Origin of the sequence: Thioalkalivibrio sp. ALE23, from assembly GCF_000378545.1 — a bacterium.
GTDB lineage: Bacteria > Pseudomonadota > Gammaproteobacteria > Ectothiorhodospirales > Ectothiorhodospiraceae > Thioalkalivibrio.
Genome location: NZ_KB900033.1, coordinates 245,158 through 267,440 on the forward strand (window position 1 = coordinate 245,158; position 22,283 = coordinate 267,440).

General features: G+C 66.8%; 17 protein-coding genes, 1 tRNA gene and 1 other RNA gene. 13 read left to right on the plus strand and 6 right to left on the minus strand.

Translation table 11 applies throughout. The features are described 5' to 3' along the window. The first annotated feature begins 115 nt into the window (after nucleotides 1–115). Nucleotides 116–477, plus strand: a transfer-messenger RNA (tmRNA) gene (gene ssrA / locus F573_RS14850). A 47-nt stretch (nucleotides 478–524) separates the two neighbouring features. After that, the gene (locus tag F573_RS0107910) at nucleotides 525–944 is read left to right on the plus strand and encodes a secondary thiamine-phosphate synthase enzyme YjbQ (protein WP_018869540.1); all 420 of its coding nucleotides are present in this window, start codon (nucleotides 525–527) and stop codon (nucleotides 942–944) included. An 11-nt stretch (nucleotides 945–955) separates the two neighbouring features. On the opposite strand, the gene rlmM is transcribed toward F573_RS0107910, so the two are convergent. Further along, nucleotides 956–2,026 (minus strand): 23S rRNA (cytidine(2498)-2'-O)-methyltransferase RlmM, encoded by a 1,071-nt coding sequence (rlmM, locus tag F573_RS0107915; protein ID WP_019022119.1) that lies wholly within the window; start codon nucleotides 2,024–2,026, stop codon nucleotides 956–958. 255 nt (nucleotides 2,027–2,281) lie between these two features. Then, nucleotides 2,282–4,015, minus strand: coding sequence for a thiosulfohydrolase SoxB (gene soxB, locus F573_RS0107920; RefSeq protein ID WP_019022120.1), 1,734 nt, complete (start codon nucleotides 4,013–4,015; stop codon nucleotides 2,282–2,284). A 439-nt stretch (nucleotides 4,016–4,454) separates the two neighbouring features. Here soxB and F573_RS0107925 point away from each other — a divergent pair. Beyond that, nucleotides 4,455–4,545: transfer RNA gene (locus F573_RS0107925), tRNA-Ser, on the plus strand. A gap of 315 nt (nucleotides 4,546–4,860) precedes the next feature. Beyond that, on the plus strand, nucleotides 4,861–6,768 hold the full coding sequence (locus tag F573_RS0107930) for a nucleoside-diphosphate sugar epimerase/dehydratase (protein WP_019022121.1): 1,908 nt from the start codon (nucleotides 4,861–4,863) through the stop codon (nucleotides 6,766–6,768). A gap of 13 nt (nucleotides 6,769–6,781) precedes the next feature. Here the strand turns inward: F573_RS0107930 and F573_RS0107935 are convergent, their stop codons facing one another. From F573_RS0107935 to F573_RS0107945, 3 genes are read right to left on the minus strand one after another with little or no spacing between them, the layout of a single operon-like run. After that, entirely contained in the window at nucleotides 6,782–9,010 is a 2,229-nt protein-coding gene (locus F573_RS0107935; protein ID WP_019022122.1) for a polysaccharide biosynthesis tyrosine autokinase, read from the minus strand. A gap of 35 nt (nucleotides 9,011–9,045) precedes the next feature. Further along, complete coding sequence (locus F573_RS0107940; protein ID WP_019022123.1) at nucleotides 9,046–9,486, minus strand: low molecular weight protein-tyrosine-phosphatase; 441 nt, start codon at nucleotides 9,484–9,486, stop codon at nucleotides 9,046–9,048. Nucleotides 9,487–9,504: 18 nt separating this feature from the next. Next, nucleotides 9,505–10,635 (minus strand): polysaccharide export protein, encoded by a 1,131-nt coding sequence (locus tag F573_RS0107945; RefSeq protein ID WP_026300855.1) that lies wholly within the window; start codon nucleotides 10,633–10,635, stop codon nucleotides 9,505–9,507. Between the two features lie 202 nt (nucleotides 10,636–10,837). Here F573_RS0107945 and F573_RS0107950 point away from each other — a divergent pair, with 202 nt between their 5' ends. From F573_RS0107950 to phoR, 7 genes are all read left to right on the plus strand, one after another. Further along, nucleotides 10,838–12,175, plus strand: coding sequence for a TRZ/ATZ family hydrolase (locus F573_RS0107950; RefSeq protein ID WP_019022125.1), 1,338 nt, complete (start codon nucleotides 10,838–10,840; stop codon nucleotides 12,173–12,175). A 7-nt stretch (nucleotides 12,176–12,182) separates the two neighbouring features. Further along, complete coding sequence (gene ubiG / locus F573_RS0107955; protein ID WP_019022126.1) at nucleotides 12,183–12,887, plus strand: bifunctional 2-polyprenyl-6-hydroxyphenol methylase/3-demethylubiquinol 3-O-methyltransferase UbiG; 705 nt, start codon at nucleotides 12,183–12,185, stop codon at nucleotides 12,885–12,887. Then, a complete protein-coding gene (gene gph / locus F573_RS0107960; RefSeq protein ID WP_019022127.1) occupies nucleotides 12,884–13,561 on the plus strand; it encodes a phosphoglycolate phosphatase in 678 nt (225 codons plus the stop codon). The genes ubiG and gph overlap by 4 nt, the downstream gene beginning before the upstream one ends. A gap of 135 nt (nucleotides 13,562–13,696) precedes the next feature. After that, nucleotides 13,697–14,569 carry a squalene synthase HpnC gene (hpnC, locus tag F573_RS0107965; protein WP_019022128.1) on the plus strand — a complete coding sequence of 291 codons (873 nt, stop codon included), beginning with the start codon at nucleotides 13,697–13,699 and terminating at the stop codon, nucleotides 14,567–14,569. 50 nt (nucleotides 14,570–14,619) lie between these two features. Continuing rightward, nucleotides 14,620–15,951, plus strand: coding sequence for a DUF3422 family protein (locus F573_RS0107970; RefSeq protein ID WP_019022129.1), 1,332 nt, complete (start codon nucleotides 14,620–14,622; stop codon nucleotides 15,949–15,951). A gap of 92 nt (nucleotides 15,952–16,043) precedes the next feature. After that, on the plus strand, nucleotides 16,044–16,733 hold the full coding sequence (gene phoB, locus F573_RS0107975) for a phosphate regulon transcriptional regulator PhoB (RefSeq protein ID WP_019022130.1): 690 nt from the start codon (nucleotides 16,044–16,046) through the stop codon (nucleotides 16,731–16,733). Nucleotides 16,734–16,746: 13 nt separating this feature from the next. Next, nucleotides 16,747–18,060 (plus strand): phosphate regulon sensor histidine kinase PhoR, encoded by a 1,314-nt coding sequence (gene phoR, locus F573_RS0107980; RefSeq protein WP_019022131.1) that lies wholly within the window; start codon nucleotides 16,747–16,749, stop codon nucleotides 18,058–18,060. A 2-nt stretch (nucleotides 18,061–18,062) separates the two neighbouring features. Here phoR and F573_RS0107985 read toward each other — a convergent pair whose 3' ends face one another. Then, on the minus strand, nucleotides 18,063–18,689 hold the full coding sequence (locus tag F573_RS0107985) for a YIP1 family protein (protein WP_019022132.1): 627 nt from the start codon (nucleotides 18,687–18,689) through the stop codon (nucleotides 18,063–18,065). 158 nt (nucleotides 18,690–18,847) lie between these two features. Between F573_RS0107985 and F573_RS0107990 the strand changes: the two genes are divergently transcribed. Then, nucleotides 18,848–19,816 (plus strand): PstS family phosphate ABC transporter substrate-binding protein, encoded by a 969-nt coding sequence (locus F573_RS0107990; RefSeq protein ID WP_019022133.1) that lies wholly within the window; start codon nucleotides 18,848–18,850, stop codon nucleotides 19,814–19,816. A gap of 191 nt (nucleotides 19,817–20,007) precedes the next feature. Continuing rightward, nucleotides 20,008–22,278 (plus strand): ABC transporter permease subunit, encoded by a 2,271-nt coding sequence (locus tag F573_RS0107995; protein WP_018869556.1) that lies wholly within the window; start codon nucleotides 20,008–20,010, stop codon nucleotides 22,276–22,278. The last annotated feature ends 5 nt before the right edge of the window (nucleotides 22,279–22,283 follow it).

Below are 22,283 nucleotides of genomic sequence, written 5' to 3' on the forward strand. Positions count from 1 at the left end.
GCCGTGGTTGGACCTGTTTCGAGCCGCGCATTGTACCGGAGCACCGCCACCTCCGGGAGAATGTTGGAGGTGCACGGGAACTCCGACTGCGGTACCCTGTCCCAGTAGTTGCAAAGGGGGCGACCTGGATTCGACGCGGGTCGCGAAACCTGAGGTGCATGCCGAGGATGTAGTGAGCCTCGTAAAAATCACTGCAAAAAAATAGTTGCCAACGACGACAACTACGCACTCGCCGCTTAAAACCCGGTAGGGTGCCGTCCGACTGGAGCCGTGCTTGTGCGTCCAGTATCGGGCGTCGACTCTCACAAGCTCGCGGTGAAGCGTGCCCGGCGCGGATCCGTTAAAACTCAACCGGGATCGCCAGACGTCTTCCCTGCCTGTCGGGTAGCGGCTGGTTAAACGCAAAGACAGGATAAGCATGTAGAGCCGAGGGCGGAGGGCCTGCGGACGCGGGTTCGATTCCCGCCGCCTCCACCACATTCTGAAGACAATCAGGCGCCTGAGGGCGCCTTTTTTTGTTACTTATGAGCGTTTACCAGGAAGATCTGACGATCACCACGCGGGGCCGCGGCAGCATCGCCGTCACCGATGCCGTGCGCGACATCATCCGTCGTTCGGGCATCACCACCGGCACCTGCCACGTCTTCCAGCACCACACCAGTGCCTCGCTGCTGATCACCGAGAACGCCGACCCGGACGTCCGCCGCGATCTGGAGACGATCCTGGCCCGGCTGGCCCCGGACGGCGACCCCGCCTACCGCCACGACATGGAAGGCGACGACGACATGGCCGCCCATGCCCGGGCCATGCTGACCCACAATGACCTGACTCTACCGGTGACCCGCGGCCGCCCCGCTCTGGGCACCTGGCAGGGGGTCTTCCTCTGGGAACACCGTTACGCCGGACACGACCGGCGTATCACCGTGACCGTGCAGGGCGAATAACCCGGTTTTCTTCAGCCGGCCGCACCACCGGCCGGACGGGCATGCACGGTGATTTCCTCGCGATCGTGATACAGCTGGCGGGCGTGCACGCGAAATCCGTGCCCGGCCAGCCGGCCCTCCAGCCGATCAAGACATTCCCGCACGGTCTCGTAGCGCTTCTTCATCGGGAGCTTGAGGTTAAAGATCGCCTCTTCGGCCCATCCCGCCTCCAGCCAGTCGCCTATGCGGTCCGCGACGCGTCCGGGCCGGTCCACGATGTCGCACACCAGCCAGTGCACCGGACGCGGGGGCATCCAGGTGAACGCATCCTCGCGGATATGCTCCACCTGTCCCCCGGCCATCAGGTCGGCATCCATCGGACCGTTATCCACGGCCTGGACATGCAGGCCGTGCCGCACCAGCTGCCAGGTCCAGCCCCCCGGCGCCGCCCCCAGGTCCACCGCCGTCATGCCCTCCGCCAGTCGCTGTTCGCGCTCCTCGGGAGTCAGGAAGTGGAACCAGGCTTCCTCGAGTTTCAGTGCGGAACGGCTGGGCGCTGCGCGCGGGGCCTTCAGCCGCAGGATGCCCCCCGGACGGTCGCTGCTGCTCTCCGGCGCGGCCAGACCCAGCTGCACACGGTCGCCGGCAGTCCAGAAACAATGCAGACGACGACCCTGCGCCTCGCCCTGCCCGCGCAGCGCGCCGGCCTTGCGCAGTGCCGAATCCAGCGGGCGCTCCAGTGCCTTTCCCAGGCGTCGAAGCTCCTTGCCCTCATTGGTATCCGGTGTCTCGTGCCAGATGGCCTCGAACGACCAGCCACTCGCCCGGACCCGTTCCACGACCGGGCTCACCCGATCTTCGCGTGACAGGCCCTCCATCGGATGCAGCGCCGGGAGGCGCTGGCGCGCGAAGATCCGCTCATCCAGGGAAAACGCGTCGCGCAGCGGTGCCGGATCGCCATCGGCCGGCAACAAGCGGACGAAGGCCGCCCCTTCAGCGAACCGTGGATAGACGGCCAGGCCTTCCCGCGCGGCTTCCGCGGCCAGGTCGCCGGCCAGGTCCTTTTCGAACCCCGCCCGGCAATAAAAAAGCAGTTCTTCCATGATTCTCCCCAAGTAATTACGCGCCCCTGAGGCGCCCTGTGGAGCGGCCCCGGCCGCGAATCGCGGCGCCAATCGACACCCCGCGTCGTTCGCGTACAAGCACGCTCCCACCAAGGTTACTCCGAAGCCACCCCGAGAGCGTTCCCGGGGCCTCTCACCCGGGGCCTCTCAAGGGCAACAAAAAAGGCCGCCCCTCGCGGGACGGCCCTTCACGATCCGGCTCCGGATCGCGAGGATCCGGGGCATGCGGCGGCCTTAGCGAGCCAGGCCGGGATCGCCCTCCACGTTCTTCAGCTTCGGCAGGTAGGGCTCGCCCACGTTGACCGTATCCTGGTTGCGCAGCCAGTTACCCACCACTTCCCAGACCGGGGGCGTGTCATGCCGCTGATGCACGTCGGCCCAGCCCGCCACGACATAGCGCCGCTCCGGATCCATGGGTTCGCCATTGATCTCCATGTCGGTGATGCGCTGGCCCATCGGCTTGTGTGGGTCGATGGTGTAGCGGACACCACCGGTGCGCACCATGTCGCCGCCGCGATGACGATACGGGTCTTCGTTGAAGATCGAGTTGGCCACGTCTTCCATCGCGTGCTTGAGGTCCGCGCCGGTCATCTCGTTGCGCGTGGTCTCGGAGTACGTCGTCGCGGTCTGGGTCATCAGCTCTTCGAAAGTGATCGGCTGGCCCGGCAGCACGCTCACGCCCCAGCGGAAACCCGGCGACAGCGCGACTTCGGCGTCCATCTCTTCCATCATCGCCTGGACGATGACCTCGTCGAAGGTACCGTTGAAGTTGCCGCGGCGGTAGAGGACGTCGTCGGTCACCGCCAGTTCTTCCCGCAGCTGGTCCTCGAACGGCTTGCGCACCTCTTCGATGTGCGCCTCCATCTCCGGATCCGCGTCCAGCATGTTGGCGAACACCGGCAGCATCTTGAAGCGGTAGTCCTTGATGCCGCTGTCGTTCACATCCAGGTCCAGCACACCCAGGAACTTGCCGTTGGAACCGGCGTTGGTCACCAGCGTGCGCTCGCCCGCGGCGTTCTCGATCTCCAGCGCACCCGGGATCGCGTCGTGAGTGTGGCCGCCCATGATCACGTCGACGTCACGCAGCCGGCGGGCCATTTCGATGTCCGTCACCATGCCGTTGTGCGACAGGATCGCCACGACCTTCGCGCCCTTCTGACGCACCTCGTCGATCATCTGCTGCATCTTGTCGTCACGGATGCCGAACGACCATTCCGGGAACATGTAATCCGGATTGGCCACCGAGGTGTACGGGAAGGCCTGCCCGATCACGGCCACCGGGACGCCGTTCATCTCGCGGATGGTGTAGGGCTCGAAGATCCGGTCACCCCAGTCGCGATCCTCGACGTTCTGCGCGACGAAGTCGATGCCGTTGGGCTTGAAGTCGTTCTCGATGACTTCCTTGACGCGCTCGTCACCGAAGGTGAATTCCCAGTGACCGGTCATCACGTCCACGCCCAGCAGCTTCTGCGCGTCGACCATGTCCTGCCCGCCGGTCCACAGCGAGGTCGCCGAACCCTGCCAGGTGTCGCCACCGTCCAGCAGCAGGGAGTTCGGCCGGTCCGCACGCAGGCGCTTCACCAGCGTCGACAGATGCGAGAAGCCGCCGACCCGACCGTATTTCTCGGCCGCCTCGGCGAAATCGAGGAAGGTCAGCGCATGCGCCTCGGGCGTGCCCTTTTCCACCCCGAAATGGTCGAGCAGCGCCTCGCCGGCCAGCACCGGCGGCTTGCCCTGCATGTCCCCCACGCCGATGTTCACGTCCGGCTCACGGAAATAGACCGGGCGCAGCTGCGCGTGGCAGTCGGTGTAGTGCAGCAGAGACACGTTCCCGAACGGAGAAATGTCGTAGAAATCCGACGGCGCGCGCTGCCAGTCGATGCTCTCGCCCGCCCAGGCATTGGTGGCGAGGCCGGCCGCGCTGGCGGCCACCATGACTTCGAGGAATTCCCTCCGCGTGAGGTTCATATACCACTCCTGAGTGTTAGGACCTGAATGAAGAAAGCCGTCTGCCGGATCACGCCGACAGACGCCCTGGTGAACCAAAAGACGTCGGCCCGACATCGGTTATTCCGTCCGGACACGGACCATGGCTACAGCGTGACGCGTAACGCCGCCTGCGTCGCAAAACGCCCACACAGGAAGGGGACACAAAAAAGGCCCCTTCGTCCTGAAGGGGCCAACACGCGACATACACCACTCAACGGTGCCCGGACCGGGACAGAGACCCTGCCGGCGACCACCACCGCAGAAAGCGGACAGTTCGAGTGTAGCGTCCGCACATGGCGATTTCGTGATGCAGATCAACGAGTAATGCCGGCACACTCCGGCGGGGGCCTCCCTTCGGGAGCGCGCGGTTTCGTCGATTGCACAAGGCGCCGATGTCGTTTAACCTTTCGCAGCTTACGGAGAGGTGGCCGAGCGGTCGAAGGCGCACGCCTGGAAAGTGTGTATACGGTAACCCCGTATCGAGGGTTCGAATCCCTCCCTCTCCGCCAGATTCTTGAACCAGGGGCAACCGGGCCCCTGGTTCCATGTAAATCCCGGTCGGACGAGGGATTTCGAACCCGAGGAATCGAGCAAACCGGGTTCGACGGGTGCCGCACCGCGGCACCCGAACATCGCCGCAGGCGATGGCCCGGAGGGCGAGCCACAGCGTGGCGAGTAATCCCTCCCTCTCCGCCAGATTTCAGGGGGTATTCCGGCGCCCGCAGAGGGGGCAACGCCGGAATTCGGCAAAAAAGGGCCCTCGCGGCCCTTTTTTTACATCGGCTCCGCGTAAGGCGCGCACCCCGCGCCGGGACCAGGGAAGAATGGGCAACCCCAAGGATCAACCGGGCGACCACCGCACCCGCTGGCTGGGCTCCCTCGTCAACCTGCCGCGCCGAACCAAGCGCTGGCTGATGGTCGCGGCCGATGTGGTCATGCTCCCGCTCGCCCTGTGGACGGCCTTCGCCCTCCGGCTGGCCGAACCCCTGCCCGAAGCCCTGATCAATGCCTGGTGGCTGTTTCCACTGCTGCCGGTGGTCGGTGTGTTCATCTTCGCCCGGCTGGGCCTCTACCGTGCCGTGGTTCGTTTCATGGGCACCCGCGCGGTATGGTCCGTGGCCACCGGGGTCGTCCTGCTCGCCGGATTCCTCTGGGCGGCCGCGGCGATTGGGCGGCTGGACGACTTCCCTCGCCTGGTCCCGGTGGCCTTCGCCCTCCTGGCCTTCATCTACGTGGGCGGCAGCCGTTTTCTCGTGCGCAGCTGGTACCAGAACGTGAACGAACTGCGCCGCCACGCGGAACCCGTACTGGTCTATGGCGCCGGTGCCGCCGGGATGCAGCTCGCGGCCGGCCTCGGCACCACCGGGCAGTTCCGCATCGTCGCCTTCATCGACGACAACCCCGCCCTGCAGGGGCAGGCGATCAACGGCATTCGGGTCCACCCCCCGCGGATGATCGGCACGCTGATGCACCAGTACGGCATCCGGCGCATCCTGCTGGCCGTTCCTTCGGCCTCGCGCTCGGCGCGCAAGGCCATCCTGGAGCGCCTGGAGCCCTATCCACTGCACGTGCAGTCGGTACCCTCCATGGAGGCCGTCGTCTCCGGCCAGGCACGCCTGGACCAGCTCGAGGATATCGACGTGGCGGATCTCCTGGGACGCGACCCGATCCCGCCTCAGCCGGACCTGCTGCAATGCAGCATTGTGGATCGCCGCGTAATGGTCACCGGTGCCGGCGGCTCCATCGGCTCGGAGCTGTGCCGGCGCATCCTCCGCCAGGGACCGGCCGAACTCGTCCTGTTCGAACGCAACGAATTCGCGCTCTACCGTATCGAACAGGAGATGCAGGCCCTGCGCGACGAGCTCCGCGTGGACTGCCCGATCCATGCCGTTCTGGGGTCGGTCACCCTGCCCCGGCGGGTGGAATCCGTCCTCGACCGGCACCGAATCCAGACCCTTTACCATGCGGCCGCCTACAAGCACGTACCCATCGTCGAGGAGAATGCCGTCGAGGGAGTGCGCAACAATGTCCTCGGCACGCGGGTGCTGGCCGACGCCGCGATCGCGGCCGGCGTGGAACGATTCATCCTCATCAGTACCGACAAGGCCGTGCGCCCCACCAACGTCATGGGCGCGAGCAAGCGGCTGGCGGAAATGATCCTGCAGGACCGGGCAGCCGGCGCCCCGGCTACCCTGTTCTCCATGGTGCGCTTTGGCAACGTCCTCGGATCGTCAGGTTCCGTAGTGCCCCTGTTCCATCGCCAGATCCGGGAGGGCGGCCCCGTCACGGTGACCCACCCCGAGATCACGCGCTACTTCATGTCCATCCCGGAGGCCGCCGAGCTGGTGATCCAGGCCGGCACCATGGCCGGCGGCGGTGAGGTCTTTGTTCTGGACATGGGCGAGCCCGTACGAATCCAGGATCTCGCCCGACGCATGATCCGCCTGCACGGCCGCCAGGTCCGGGATGACAACGGCAACCCGCCCGACGGCATTGCCATCCAGTTCACCGGGCTGCGCCCGGGCGAAAAGCTCTACGAAGAACTGCTCATTGGCGACAACGTGGAGAGCACGCGCCACCCCCGCATCATGCAGGCCCGCGAAGACCGGGCACCGGCGGATGCCCTGAGCGAGGCACTGGAGGCTCTGGAACGCGCCGACCAGGCCATGGATGCCGCGGCGACCCGCGCATGTCTGCGGGAGATCGTTCCCGAATATCGTCCCGCCGGGTGAACCGGGGCTTCCGTTACTTGTACGAGTAGTGGTAGTAGCCGTAGCCGTAACTGGCACTGGCGGTGGCTTCCATGGAATTCAGGATCGCACCCCGCGTCTCCACGCCCGCACTCTCCAGACGACGCCGCGCCGCCTCGATCTCGCGCGGCGGGTTGAGCTGGAAACGCACCACCATCAGGGTGGTCGAGCAGTGGCGCGCCACCACGGAGGCGTCCGTCACCGCGAGGATCGGCGGCGTATCGATCAGCACCAGGTCGTACTGCCCGCTCGCCTGATCGAGGAACCGGGTAAAACGCTCGTTCATCAGCAGCTCGGCGGGATTCGGGGGTGCCGAGCCCCTGGCCATGTAGTCCAGCCCCTCGATATCGGTCTCCCGGATGGCTTCTCCCGGCGTCAGCTTCTCCGACAACAGATCGGACAGCCCGCCCGCGCTGCCCTCGCCGAAAGCATGGTGGACGTGGCCCTTGCGCATGTCGGCGTCGACCACCAGGACCTTCTGGCCTGCCTGCGCACACACGGCCGCCAGATTCACCGAGATGAAACTCTTGCCGACACCCGGACTCGGACCGGTGATTACCAGCCGGTTGTCCGCCGCCTCGAGCATCGCGAAATGCAGGCTGCTGCGCAGCCCACGCAGCGCCTCGATGGCCCCGTCCGTCGGGGAATACGAGGCCAGCACCCCCGTCACGACCCCTTCTTCCCCGGTGGCCCCGCGTCGACGCCCGCTTTTCAGATCACGCCGCCGCCGCAGCCGCTTGACGAGTTTCTGCTGCACGTCCGACAGCGGTACGGTCGCATAGACCGGTAGATCCAGTTCCTCGATCTGCTCCTGTGATTCAACGCCCCGGTTGAGCATCCCGCGCAGCAGCACCAGCGCCACCGAAAGCATGCCGCCAAGGACCGTCGCCAGCGCCACGATCAGCCCCCGCTGTGGCTCCACCGGTGACGGCAGAACGGCGGCATCGTCCAGGATGCGAACATTCCCCACCGTGCTGGCTCGCGTGATGTCCATCTCCTGCATGCGATTGAGCAGCTGGACATAGACTTCCTGGTTCACTTCGACATCGCGCTGCAGGCGGAGCACCTGCTGCTGGGTTTCCGGCAGCCCACCGATCTCCTGCTGCAGTTCCCGGCGCTCGTTCTCCAGTTGCTCGCGCTTTTCCAGCAGGGTGACGTAGGTCGGATGGTTCTGCGTGTACCGACGGGAGATCTCCGCCTCCTCGAATTCCAGCTCGGTGATCTGGCGCTCCAGGTCCACCAGCCGATCGAGGACCGCCTGCGTCTCCATCGACATGTCGACGCTTTCCTGCTCCACCTGATACTCGTTCAGGGCGTCTTCCGCTTCCCGCAGCCGTGCTCGCACCTGGGGTACCTGTTCTTCCAGGAACTCCAGACTCTGTTCCGCCTCCGCGGCCTGCCGTTCGACATTCTGGCGGCGATAGATGTCACTGATCGCGTTCAGGGCGCGCCGAGCCTGTTCCGAATCGGTATGGGTGAACGTCAGGCTGAAGACACCGCTCTCATTGCCCTGTTCCGTGGCCTGGAAACGGTTGCGCAGATCGCGTATCGCGGCCAGCCGAGCGCGGCGCTGGAGTTCGAAGCGGGCCCCGGCCCCGGCCGAGATGTCCTCCACAAACAGGATGATCTGCCCGTCGAGGAAGCTCGCCTCCTCCCCGGTTCGGCCTTCTCCGAGGACCCGATCGTCGTGGGACAGGCGGAACTGATCCTCGCCGGTGACCTGCAGTGTCAGGGTTTCCCCTTCCATCGCGGGCGTGACCCGCAGATCGCCCACCGTCAGCGATTCTCCGGACCACGCATAGCGCTCGGCGACGCCGCCCAACATGGCGGCCCGGCTCCGGTCCCAGTCCTGGCGGACCAGAAAATCTCCGATCACCGGCAGGCGCACCGGACGCACGATCAGGTCCAGGCGCTCGCGATCCACCGCCTGACCCAGCACCATGCGCGAACGCAGGATCTCCAGCTCCGCCGACGCACGCGGCTCGCGCCCCAGCATCTCGCGCATGTCGTTCAGTGGCGCACTGACACCGCCGGTATCCTCCACCTGGACCAGCGCATCCGCCTGGTAAACCGGCGTCGACAGGGTCGCATACGCCCCACCGCCCAGCATGAACAGGAACGTGATGCCGACGATCCACCACTTGTGATCGAGCAGCAGTCCGAGCAGCCGGCCAAGGTCGATCTCGTCATCCGCCGGCGGCGGGGAAGCGGGGGTCTGCGTCATGGGTTACCTGTTCCTGTCGTGGCGCGGCCGGGAGATCAGCCCAGTCGCTCCGCCCAGCTCTGTGCGGCTTCGGTCAGCAGCGCGTGCACTTGCCGAAATGCCTCGTCGCTCTTGCCATAGGGATCGGGAATATCGCGCCCGCGACCGTCATCCAGCCAGTGGCCGAAACGCATGGTCTTGCCCAGGGCACGGGGGTGGTTGCGACCGATTGCCTGGCGCTGCCCGTCGCTCATCACCAGCACCAGATCCGATTGCTCGAGCATGCCGGTGGTCAGTTGCCGGGCCTGGTGACCGGACACGTCCAGGCCATCGGCCTCCGCCAGTGCCCGGGCCTGCGGCGCGACACCCTCGCCGACCAGCGCGCCCAGACCGGCCGAGCCAATGGTGCGCTCCGGGGCATGCCGGCGCAGCATCGCCTCGGCCACCGGACTGCGACAGATGTTGCCCGTACATACCACCAGGATCCGTTCAAACATCCGTTCCACCCTGCCCGGTCAGAAGTCGTCGCGCAGCTCGCGCACGTCGCGCGTCGCCTGGGAGGCACGATAAACAGCGTTAACAGTCGGCAGCAACTGATTGATCACACGGTTCCAGCGCCCCAGGGGTGTCGTCGTCACATAGACGATATCCATGGGTTCGAGCTCGAACTCCGTCCCCAGCACCAGGGCCGTGGCATCCCGGGCGTCCAGCTGGTAAACCGTCGCCAGCAGGTCACTGTCCGGCGGCGCCTGACGGACCACAAAGATGCCGCTGGCATCCGCCGTCGCCTCGTTGAAGCCACCGGAATCGGTAAGTGCGTCGGTCAGCGAGATCCGTCCGCGTCCCATCGGGATACTGCGCGGTTCGCCCACCTCGCCCAGCACATACGCCTTCTGGTCTGTGGTGTCCGGCACGTGCAGCACGTCGCCATCCCGGAGCACGCGGTTCTCGGACAGATCGCCCTCGCTCAGCATCGCGTACATCGACAGCGGCACTTCTTCACCATCGCGTGTCAGACGTACGTTGTGCCAGTTCGCCTCCTCGGTCAGTCCACCGGCATCGTTGATCGCGTCCAGCACCGTCAGCGGAACGTTGGTCACCGGCTGGCGCCCCGGTTCGCGCACCTCGCCGGTCACGTGTACCTGCTGCGAGCGGTAATCCGCCACCAGCACTTCTACCTGCGGATCATTGATGACCGCGGCGAGTTCTTCCGCGAGGATGTCCCGCACTTCGGCTACCGTTCGACCCTCGACCTCCACACGGCCGACGAACGGATAGAAGATGGTCCCGTCGGAATGCACCGTATTGCCGGATTCGGCCGCCGAGCGTTCCGAACCGGCCGGGATCGTCAGTTCGGGATGGTCATAAACGATGATGCTGAGCACGTCGCCGCGACCGATCCGGTAGTCGTACCGCGTGTCATCCGCCTCGAGCTCCTCGCGTGCCTGTTCCAGATCCGGCTGGACGGGATCCTCGGCCTCCTGACGAACCAGACCGCGGGTGATCGGCTTCACTTCCACCATGTCGTGCAGTGGTTCGCTCTCGGCGCGCTCCTGAATGAAACCACCCGGCGCAAACCCGCAGCCCGACAGGGCGACGGCGACCACGAGAGGCACCGCGGTTTTCCAGCTTCCTACTGCGATCATTGGCAACTGCACCCGGGTTTGGCGATCTCTGAAAGCCGCAAGGATACAGCTCGGTGCGGGCATGTTCCACAGTTCCGGCCCCATCCTTTCCGAGTATCGGAGCGGTCCCTCGGCCGGACCGCGAACGTGTACATTGATCCACGTTTCCTTACCATGCGCGGATTCCGAAACCCGATCTTCAAACCGTCATCTCGGAGTACCGATGTCCGAAGCAGCCACGCTGATCCTGAGCGCCTCCTGGGTGCTGCCCGTGGTTCCACGGGGGGCCGTCCTGGAAGACCATGCGGTAGTCGTTCGCGACGGTGCGATCCTGGCCGTAAGGCCCCGCGAGCAGGCCCTCGCCGAGCATCCCGAGGCCCGCCACGAACATCGCGAGGGGCACGCCCTGATGCCGGGGCTGGTGAACGCCCACACCCACGCCGGGATGACCCTGTTGCGCGGCATCGGCAGCGACCAGCCGCTGATGGAGTGGCTGAAGCGCTACGTATGGCCGGTGGAAGGCCGGCTGCTTTCGCCGGAGTTCGTCTACGACGGCACCCGTCTGGCTGCCGCGGAGATGCTGCGCGGCGGCACCACCTGCTTCTCCGACATGTATCTGTTCGTGGGGGACGCGGCCGCCGCGGTGGATGCCAGCGGGATCCGCGGGGTGATGGGCCTGACGGTGTTCGATTTCCCCACCCCCTGGGCGCAGACCCCGGACGAATACTTCCAGCGCGGGCGCGAGGTCGTGGACACCTGGGGCGATCACTCCCGCATCCGCTTCACCGTCGCCCCCCACGCGCCCTACACCGTGGGTGACGAAAGCATGCAGCGGGTGGGCGAGCGTGCCCGGGAGCTGGGCGTGCCGGTGCACACCCACGTGCACGAGACCGCCGGCGAGGTGGAAGAGGCGGTGAGCAACGGCGGTGAACGCCCGCTGGCCCGCCTCGCCCGCCTCGGTCTGCTGGACCAGCCGTTCATGGCGGTGCACATGACCCAGGTCAGCGACGAAGACCTGGCCCTGCTGGAGAACCGGCCGGTGTCGATCACGCACTGTCCGGAATCCAACCTCAAGCTGGCGTCCGGCTTCTGCCCGGTGGCGCGCCTGGACGAGGCCGGGATCAACCTCGCGCTGGGCACCGACGGGACCGCCTCCAACAACGACCTCGACATGATCGGCGAGATGCGCACCGCGGCCCTGCTGGCCAAGGGCGTGAGCGGCGATGCGGCCGCGCTGCCGGCCGAGCGTGTGCTGGAGATGGCGACCCTGGGCAGCGCTCGCGCCCTGGGGCTGGACCACGAGATCGGCTCGCTGGAAGCGGGCAAGCGCGCCGATCTGATCAGCCTCGACCTGACCTCCCCGGAGCTGCAGCCCGAACACGATCCGCACGCACGCATCGTCTATGCCGCCACCCGCGAGGCCGTGCGCGACGTGTGGGTCGACGGCCGGGCGTTGCTCGCCGACCGCGAACTGCTTACGCTGGACCTTGAGGCCATCCACGCCAGCGCCGTTCGGTGGCAGGGCCGCGTGGCCGAGACCCTGCAAGCCTGCGAGAGCTGAACTGCCCATGACCCAGACGCACTCCAACGTCGATCCGGCCGAGATCCACAAATTCACGGATCGCGCGCACGAATGGTGGGACCCCAACGGGGCCTTCGCCACCCTCCACGCGATCAACCCCCTGCGCCTGGAATGGATCGACGGCCACGCCGACCTGGCCGGCAAGAAGGTGCTGGATGTCGGCTGTGGCGCCGGGATCCTGTCCGAAGCGATGGCCGTGCGCGGCGCCGAGGTCACCGGACTGGACGCCGGAGCCGAACACCTGGAAGTCGCGCGCGAACACGCCCACGACAGCGGTGTTTCCGTGCGCTACCTGCACGTAACGGCCGAGGAGCACGCGGAAAAACACCCGGGCGAATACGACGTGGTGACCTGCATGGAAATGCTGGAACACGTGCCGGACCCGGAGAACGTGATCGACGCCCTGTGCCGGCTGGTCCGTCCCGGCGGCTGGATCTTCCTCTCCACCATCAACCGCACGCCGCGCGCGTTTGCCGAGGCCATCGTGGGCGCCGAATACGTGATGCGCCTGCTGCCGGCCGGTACCCACGAGTACGGCCGTTTCATTCGTCCGTCGGAACTGGCCGCGCAACTGCGCCGGCATCACGTGGAGGTGGCCTACCTGACCGGGCTCACGTGGTCGCCGCTGTCCGGACGCTACCGTCTGACCCCGAACACCGACGTCAACTACCTGATGGCCGCACGCGCATGAGCCACGAACCGGGCGCGGTCCTGTTCGATCTGGACGGGACCCTCCTCGACACCGCACCCGACATGCACGCCGCGCTCAACCGGCTGCTGGCCGAGAACGACCGCGCGCCCCTGCCCTTCGATGCCGTGCGCAACCATGTATCACACGGCTCGCATGCCCTGGTCACCCTGGCCTTCCCCGACGCGCCGGAAGACCGGACCGAGGCTCTGAAGAAGCGCTATCTGGAGATCTATGCGCGCGACCTGTGCATCGCGACCGGGCTGTTCCCCGGCATGGATGTCCTGCTGAACGAGATCGAGGCGCGCGGCTGGCACTGGGGCGTGGTCACCAACAAGCCCGCGTGGCTGACCGAACCGCTGCTGGAGGCCCTGGGCCTCGCCCCGCGCATGAGCGCGATCGTCTCCGGCGACAGCCTCAATCGGCGCAAGCCGGACCCCGATCCCATGTGGCTGGCCGCCCGCCAGACCGGGCTCGAGCCCGCACACCACTGCTACTGGGGCGATGCCGAGCGCGACATCGCCGCCGGCCGTGCCGCCGGCATGAGCACGCTGATCGCCGCCTGGGGCTACATAGACGCCGCTCAGGACACCGACGGCTGGGGCGCCGACGGTATACTGGACCATCCCGGCGACTTCTGGGGCTGGCGCGAGACGTTCACCCGCGCAGCCGGCTGAGTCACGGGCCCCGCCTTGCAGGAGCCGAGCCCCTCGACGATCGCCCGCCGCCCGTCCCATCGGCCGGAGGGCCGGCCTCCCACACAGGACAAAACCGGCATAATGGGTGCACCAAGACCCCCGACTGGAGCTGACATGGCCCGCCCCGACATCGCCGCTGCCTATCGGCATTGCCGCCTGCGTGCCCGGTCGCACTACGAGAACTTCCCCGTCGCCTCGCGCCTGCTGCCACGCAAGATGCGCGACCCGGTGGCCGCGATCTACTGCTATGCGCGCGACGCCGACGATCTCGCCGACGAGGATTCGCGCCCGGTCGAGGCCCGCCGCGCCGATCTGCAGGCGATGCAGGAGCACGTTCGGGCACTGGACGACCCGGCTGCGGAGAGCACCCCCGAATGGATCGCGCTCGCGGATGCGAAGAAGCGCTTCGACCTGCCCGTTGAACCCTTCGTCGACCTCGCGGACGCGTTCATCCAGGACCTGGAAAAGACCCGCTATGCGGACATCGGCGAGGTCATGGAATACTGCCGGCGTTCGGCCAACCCCGTCGGCCGGCTGATCCTGCACCTGCAGGGCGACCCCGACGACGCCATGCTGGGCCAGTCAGATGCCATCTGCACCGCGCTCCAGCTGATCAACTTCTATCAGGACCTGCACCAGGACATCCGCGAGAACGACCGCATCTATCTCCCGCAGGACGAGATGGCCCGCTACGGCGTGACCGAGGTGATGCTGCGCGAGCGGCTCAACACCCTGCCCCTGCAGAACCTGATGCAGTTCCAGTACGCCCGCGCCGACCGCCTGCTGCGCGCCGGCGCCCCCCTGGGCGGAACCCTGCGCGGGCGGCTCGGTCTCGAGATCCGTGCCATCGTCAATGGCGGCGCGCGCGTGCTCTGGCGCCTGCGCCAGGAGAACGATGCCTTCGCCCGCCCCCGCCTGGGCGCGCGCGATATGGCGGTGGTCCTGTGGCACAGTCTGCGGCCGCGCCGACGGGGACGCGGTAGCTGAACGTCCACCCCGACCCGATCCCGACTCCGAACCATCACCCGGCTACTGACATGCAAACCAACCCGCTGCTGCCCGGCAACCACCCCCTGCGCGAGTCCATCCAGGAGGAGGTCCACACCCGTTTTTACGAACCGCTGGAGCCGCCGGCGCGGGTGTCCTGGCTGACCCTGCTGAGCCCGCGCGAAGCCATCGACCGGGAACGCGAATGTGTGGCCGACCTGTGCCGGCGGTACGGAATCGAGCCCCCGCTGAACGGCGAGAACTTCGTGGCCGTGGACCTGGACGAGTTCCGCCTGCGCTGGGAACGCCACAACGAATTCTCCACCTGGGCGTTCTTCGTTGTGAACGAACCCCGGCAGGAACCGTTTACCCATCCCGCCATTCATCGGGTGCCCATCGACTGGCTGACCGGCCTGCCGGGGGAGACCATTGCCGCCATCCACCTGGAGCTGGAACCGCGCGAGGCCCCCGTGCGCAGCATGCGGGATCTGGGGGAGCTGTTCGCGCCCTATTCGTTCGCCGGCAACGGGGTCTCCGGAGGCGATGGCCGGGTGTTCACCGATTTCCGGGTACGCGAGGACGGCTTCGAGCGTTTCCTGGTCCGCGACGTGGATCTGTCACCCCGTCAGGCCGGGCGCCTGGTGCAGCGCGTACTCGAGCTGGAGACCTATCGCCTGATGGCCCTGCTCGCCCTGCCGCTGGCCCGCGAGCTGATGCCCGAGCTCAACGAACTGGAGGGCCGCCTCAACGACATCAACGACGAGATGGCCGGCATCTCCGATCGCTTCGGCGGCACCGACCGCGAACAGCGGCTGCTGGCCGCGTTGTCCGATCTGGCCGCCGATGTCGAGCGCATGGGCAGCCACACGGCGACTCGCTTCCACGCCGCACGCGCCTACGCCTCCATGGTGGACAAGCGCGCCGAGGAACTGCGCCCGGTGCGTATCCCGGGCCTGCAGACCCTGTGCGAATACCTCGGCCGGCGCCTGGACCCGGCCATGCGCACCTGCCGCTCGCAGGACGAACGGCTCAACAACCTCGCGACCCGGATTCACCGGACCACCTCCATGCTGCGCACCCGGGTGGACGTCGCCGTGGAAAACCAGAACCGCGACCTGCTGCGCTCCATGAACCGGCGGGCCCATCTGCAGCTGCGCCTGCAGGAGACCGTCGAGGGACTGTCGGTGGTGGTGATCTCCTACTACCTGACCAGCCTGCTGGCCTATTTCCTGCGCGGGATGGACGAAGCCGGCACGCTCCCGATCCCGGTCAACATCGCCATCGGTGCCACCGTCCCGGTGGTGGTCGGCGGGGTGTGGTATGCCCTGCGCCGCATGCGCGCGCGCATCACCGCCACTCACGGCGAGGACGGGCGCCAATGACGGCGAGCAGGATTCCCGTCGCATGATGCCGTGTTCACACGTCTGTAACACGCCTGTTATGCAATGCGGTCATCACGCAACCGGAGGCCGACATGGCTGTTTCGATCCTGCTTGTGGAGGATGACCTCGCCATTCGCGAGATGCTCCGCCTGCCCCTCAACCGGGCCGGCTACGATCTGCGCGAGGCAGGCGACGTCCGCAGCGCGCGCACCGACCTGCTCCAGGACCCGCCCGATCTGGTCCTGCTGGACTGGATGCTGCCGGACATCAGCGGGCTCGACTGGGCCCGGGAACTCAAGGCCAGCCCCGTCACCAAGGACATTCCGGTGATCATGCTGACCGCGCGCGGCGAGGAGGAAGACCGCGTCCGCGGGCTGGACGTCGGCGCCGATGACTACATCGTCAAACCGTTTTCGCCGCGCGAGCTGGTGGCGCGGATCAAGGCCGTGCTCCGGCGCACCACGCCCACCAGCTCGGAGGAGCCGGTGGAGGTCCGCGGTCTGGCGCTCGATCCGGTCTCGCACCGGGTCAGCGGCAACGGGCAACCGGTCAGCCTTGGCCCCACCGAATACAACCTGCTGCATTTCTTCATGACCCACCCCGACCGGGTCTTCACCCGCGAGCTGCTGCTGGACAAGGTCTGGGGCACCAACGTCTACGTGGAGGAACGCACCGTGGATGTCCACATCCGTCGCCTGCGCAAGGCGCTGGCCGAAACCGGACACGACGACCTGGTGCAGACGGTGCGGGGCTCCGGTTACCGTTTCTCCGACCAGCCCTGACCGGATCCGCCCCTTGCAGCCCCCCTTCAATCCCTGGCCACGGGTTATTGCCCGCAACCTGCTCGCCGGCCTGATCATTCTCGGCACCGGATGGGCCCTCGGCTACCCGTGGATCACCGCGACGGGCCTGCTGACCGCCGCGCTGGGCTGGAACCTCCTGCAGCTCTACCGTCTGGAAAACTGGGCCCGTCGCGGCGGCCGCAGCGAGCCCCCGGATGCCCGCGGCATATGGGGCGAGATCTTCACCAACCTGCACCAGCGCCGCCAGCGGCGACTGCGCCGGGTGGCCGGTCTGCGGCGCACGCTGGAACGCTACCGCGACTCGGCCAGCGCCCTTCCCGACGCGGTGGTGGTCCTCAACCCCGAGCACCGGATCGAATGGGCGAACCCCACCGCCGCGCGCCTGCTGGATCTGGAATGGCCGGCCGACGAGGGCCGCCGCATTACCCACCTGGTGCGCCATCCGGATTTCCTGCGTTTCATGGACCCCGCCAGCCCGCCGCAGGAGAGCCTCAACATGCCGTCGCCGCTGGATGCGAACCGGCGGCTGGAGATCCGTCTGGTGCCCTACGGCGAGCACCAGTACCTGCTGCTGGCGCGCGACACCACGCACCTGCACCGTCTGGAAGTGATGCGCCGGGATTTCATCGCCAACGTGTCCCATGAACTGCGCACCCCGCTGACCGTACTCTACGGCGTGGCCGAAACCCTCGAGGACGAACTGGTCGACCAGCCGGAACTGATGGATTCGGTACGCTTGCTGCGCGAACAGTCCGAGCGCATGAAACTGCTGGTGGACGACCTGCTGATGCTCTCGCGCCTGGAGACCGGGTCGGAACAGGGCGAGCAGACCTGGTTCAATCCGACCAAGATGCTGCGCAATCTGATCGACGAGGCCGAACTGCTGTCCGGCGACCGCGGCCACCACCTGGCACTGGATGCCGCGCCCGATCTGGAGATCCTCGGCACCGAGACCGAGTTGCGATCGGCCTTTGCCAACCTGCTGTTCAATGCGATCAAGTACACTCCGGCAGGCACCCGGGTCACCCTGAGCTGGTCCGCAACCGACGACGGCGGCGCCACCCTCGCCGTGGACGACAACGGTCCCGGCATCGCCAGCCACCATCTGGAGAGGCTGACCGAGCGTTTCTACCGCGTGGATGACGCCCGCAGCCAGGATCGCGGCGGCACCGGCCTGGGCCTGGCCATCGTCAAGCATGTGCTGCTGCGCCACCAGGGACAGCTGCAGATCGACAGCGAACTGGGCGTCGGCAGCCGCTTCAGTTGCCATTTCCCGCCGCATGCGGTGCGGCGCTGCGAAAACTGAACTCAGATCAACCAGGTCGTGCCGAGACGCAGCTCCGGGGCAGCCCCGGGGATCAGGTCCATCAACGCCCAGCCAAAGACCAGCGTGATGAACGCCCCGGAGAACAGCGTGGCCGCCCACAGGCCGATCCGGTTGCCGGGTTTCAGTCCCAGCAGTTCGCGCAGTGCCACATACAGCAGCGCAAGGCTGTACAGGATCAGGGCCAGCGCGAGGCCGTTGCCCCAGGGCCAGGGGAACGCCGCGACCACGTTGCCCAGCCATGCCGGGACCAGCCCCAGGGTCACGGCCATGGCGGCCCGCTCGGGACCCGCCGGCCCCTGGAACAGCTCCACCAGATAGTGAGCCGACAGGGTCAGCCCCGCGACCCCCACCGTCATGGCCAGCACGCTGTAGACGCCGAAGCCCACCGGATCCGGAACGGACTCCGGGGGCAGCGCGGGTGGCATCAGCCCGTAAAGCCATTGACTGAGGATGACGCTGGTCAGCACCAGGGGCAGCGAGAAACGCAGGAACACGGCCTGCCACGAAGGCAGCGGACCGTGAGCGGCGAGCGAGCGCAGCACCGGTCCCGGACGAACCAGGACACGGGCGGCCAGGGGCCAGACGCGAAGGGGACGATCAGCTTTCATGGGTGCACTGTATGAAGCGCCGATGACAATCCCGTTACAGCCCCCTGTCATGCTTCTGTCACGTTGCCGTCACCAAACTGCAAGCATGGCTCCCGATAATCCGGCATCAAGGACCCACCGGTCCGACGCACCGTCAAGCAAGCACGAGGGAGTGACCCATGCTGTTCAAGCGTACCGTTCTGGCCGCCGCCGCGGCCGCCGCCCTTGCCGTCACACCGGCGATGGCCGATGTTGACCCGGACCTGCCGGCCTACCAGACCGTCAGCGGCATCTCCGGCAACCTGTCCAGCGAAGGCTCGGACACCCTGAACAACCTGATGGCACTGTGGGCCGAGGAGTTCCAGGACTTCTACCCCAACGTGAACATCCAGATCCAGGGTGCCGGCACCTCCACCGCCCCGCCCGCCCTGACCGAGGGCACCGCCGACTTCGGCCCGATGTCCCGCCAGCCGCGTGACAGCGAGCAGGCCTCGTTTGAAGAGCGCCACGGCTACGAGATGACCCTGGTGCCGGTGGCCATCGACTCCATCGCCGTGTTCGTGAACCGCGACAACCCGATCAAGGGGATGTCGATCGAACAGGTGGACGCGGCGTTCTCGTCCACCCGCCGCTGCGGCGGTGCCGAGGACATCAACCGCTGGGGCCAGCTCGGCCTGGAAGGCTCCTGGGCCAACCGCGACATCACCATCTACGGGCGTAACGCGGTCTCCGGCACCTACGGGTACTTCCGCCAGCACGCCCTGTGCGACGGTGACTTCAAGAATGCCGTGAACGAACAGCCGGGTTCCGCCTCGGTCGTCCAGGGTGTTGCCGAGTCCTTCAACGGCATCGGCTACTCCGGTATCGGGTACAACACCTCCGGTGTCCGCGCCATCGCCCTCGGCGAGAGCGAGGATGCCCTGTACGAGCCGACTGCCGAGAACGCCGCTTCCGGCGACTACCCGCTGTCGCGCTTCCTCTACGTCGCGGTCAACAACCACCCGGAAGACGGCCTCGCCCCGCGCCAGGCGGAGTTCCTGAAGATGGTGCTGTCGCAGGAAGGCCAGGAGGTGGTCGTGCGTGACGGCTTCGTCCCGCTGCCCGAGACGGTCGCCAAGCGCCAGCGCGAGGCCCTCGGCCTCGAATAACCGGTGCACCTCCCGCAATGGGGAGGCATCAGGGCCCGGACACTGTCCGGGCCTTTTTCGTTTATGCCTCTCTCCTCGAGCCGCTGCGCGTTCAAATGCCTGTCACCGCAGTGTCATCGGACTGTCACAACCCGCCCTTAGGATCCATGCCAACGACCGTCACGCGCCCGTCGATATTTCAGGGGAACCGAATGCCCGGCACCATCGCGAACACCACTCTCGACCGCTTCCAGCGCTGGCGCCGCGCCAAGGACACCTCGGCCCGCTACCTGATCGGATTCTTCGGTCTGGCCGTGATCGGCGCCCTGACCCTGATGTTCGTCTACCTCCTGAGCGAAACCCTCCCGATGTTCCAGGGCGCCTCGCTGGAGGAACGCGCGGCCTACGATGCGCCCGGCGGGGCCGACACGGGGACCATCCACCTGGCGGTCAATCGGCATCGCGAAATGGCCGTGCGTCTGACCGAAGACCGTCGGGCGGTCTTCTTCCGCCCGTACAGCGGCGAGGTGGTAAGCGAACAGCCGCTGCCGATCCCGGATGACGTACGGGTCACCAGTTTCAGCATGGCCGAACCGCGCACGCGCCTGGTCGCGGCCGGTCTGGACAACGGCCAGGTGCTGGCCATCGAATACGAATACAACGAACGCTTTACGCCGCAGGGTCGCGAATACGATCCGGGCCTGGTGTACCCCCTGGGGGACGAGGATTCGGCGCTGCTGGACGTGGACTCCGAGGGCCGGGCCATCGACGTGGTCGGCATCCAGCGAGGCTCCAGCGGCGTGCGGGTGGCCGCAGCCACCGAGGACGGCGACCTGCGGCTGGTCAACTTCGAGGAACGCACCTCGATGATGACCGGCGAGACCGAGGTCACCCGTTCAGCCCACGACCTGCCCTCCCTGCCCGAGGGCGCGACGCCGACCCGCATCCTGGTCGACATCACCGGGCGCAACCTGATGGTAGGTGACGACCGGGGCCGGCTGCATTTCTTTGACATCAGCACCCCGCGCAACGCCCGGCTCATCGACAGCAAGCGCGTGGTGCGCGGGGACGATGCCGAGGTGACCTCGCTGGAATACATCCTGGGGACGGTCTCCGTCGTGGTCGGGGGCTCGGATGGCTCGGTCGCCCAGTACATGCTGGTGCGCGACGAGGACAACGTGAACCGCATCACCCGCGTCCGCGACTTCCCGCAACATGCCGATGCGGTCACCAACACCCAGCCGGAATACATCCGCAAGGGGTTCGCCACCACCGATGCCTCGGGCGCCCTGGCGGTCCATTACCCGACCTCGCAGCGCACCCTGCTCCAGCAAACGATCAGCGACCGTCCCCTTTACCGCGCGTACATCGACCCGCGCAATCGGATGCTGATTGCGATCGACGATGCCGAGACCTGGTTCGTGAACGACCTGTCCAACCCGCACCCGGAAGTCTCCTTCCACGTGCTGTGGCAAAAGGTCTGGTACGAGGGCCGTTCTGGGGGCGACTACGTGTGGCAGTCGTCATCCGCCACCGACGAATTCGAGCCCAAGTTCTCGCTGGTGCCGCTGACCCTCGGCACGGTCAAGGCCGCCTTCTACGCCATGCTGTTCGCCACCCCGCTGGCCATCATGGGGGCGATCTACAGCGCATATTTCATGTCGAGCCGCATGCGCAGCCTGACCAAGCCCAGTATCGAACTGATGGAGGCCCTGCCAACCGTCATCCTGGGCTTTCTGGCGGGCCTGTGGCTGGCCCCGTTCATCGAGGCCAACCTGCCCGCGGTAGCCAGCATCCTGATCCTGCTCCCGCTGGCCATGCTGGTGATGGCCTTCGTCTGGACGCGGGTCCTGCCGGAGGGCGTACGCCGTGCGATCCCCGCAGGCTGGGAAGCCGCGATTCTGATCCCGGTGATCCTGCTGGTGGGCTGGTTCGCGGTGTTCATCAGCCCGCATCTGGAAATCTGGATGTTCAACGGGGATGCCCGCCAGTGGCTGACCGACGCCGGCTACACCTACGACCAGCGTAACGCCCTGGTGATCGGCATCGCGATGGGTTTCGCGGTAATCCCGACCATCTACTCGATCTCCGAGGATGCGGTCTTCAACGTGCCCAAGCACCTCACCCAGGGCTCGCTCGCCCTGGGCGCCACCCCCTGGCAGACGGTGGTGCGCGTGGTGCTGCTGACCGCCAGCCCGGGGATCTTCTCGGCGGTGATGATCGGCTTCGGCCGCGCCGTCGGCGAGACCATGATCGTGCTGATGGCGACCGGCAACTCGCCGGTGGTCAACTTCAACATCTTCGAGGGCATGCGCACGCTCTCCGCGAACATCGCGGTGGAGATGCCCGAGACCGCGGTGGGCGGCACCCATTACCGCATCCTGTTCCTGGCCGCGCTGGTCCTGTTCGCCCTCACCTTCACGGTGAACACCATCGCCGAGATCGTGCGCCAGCGCCTGCGGAACAAATACAGCACCCTGTAAGGAAC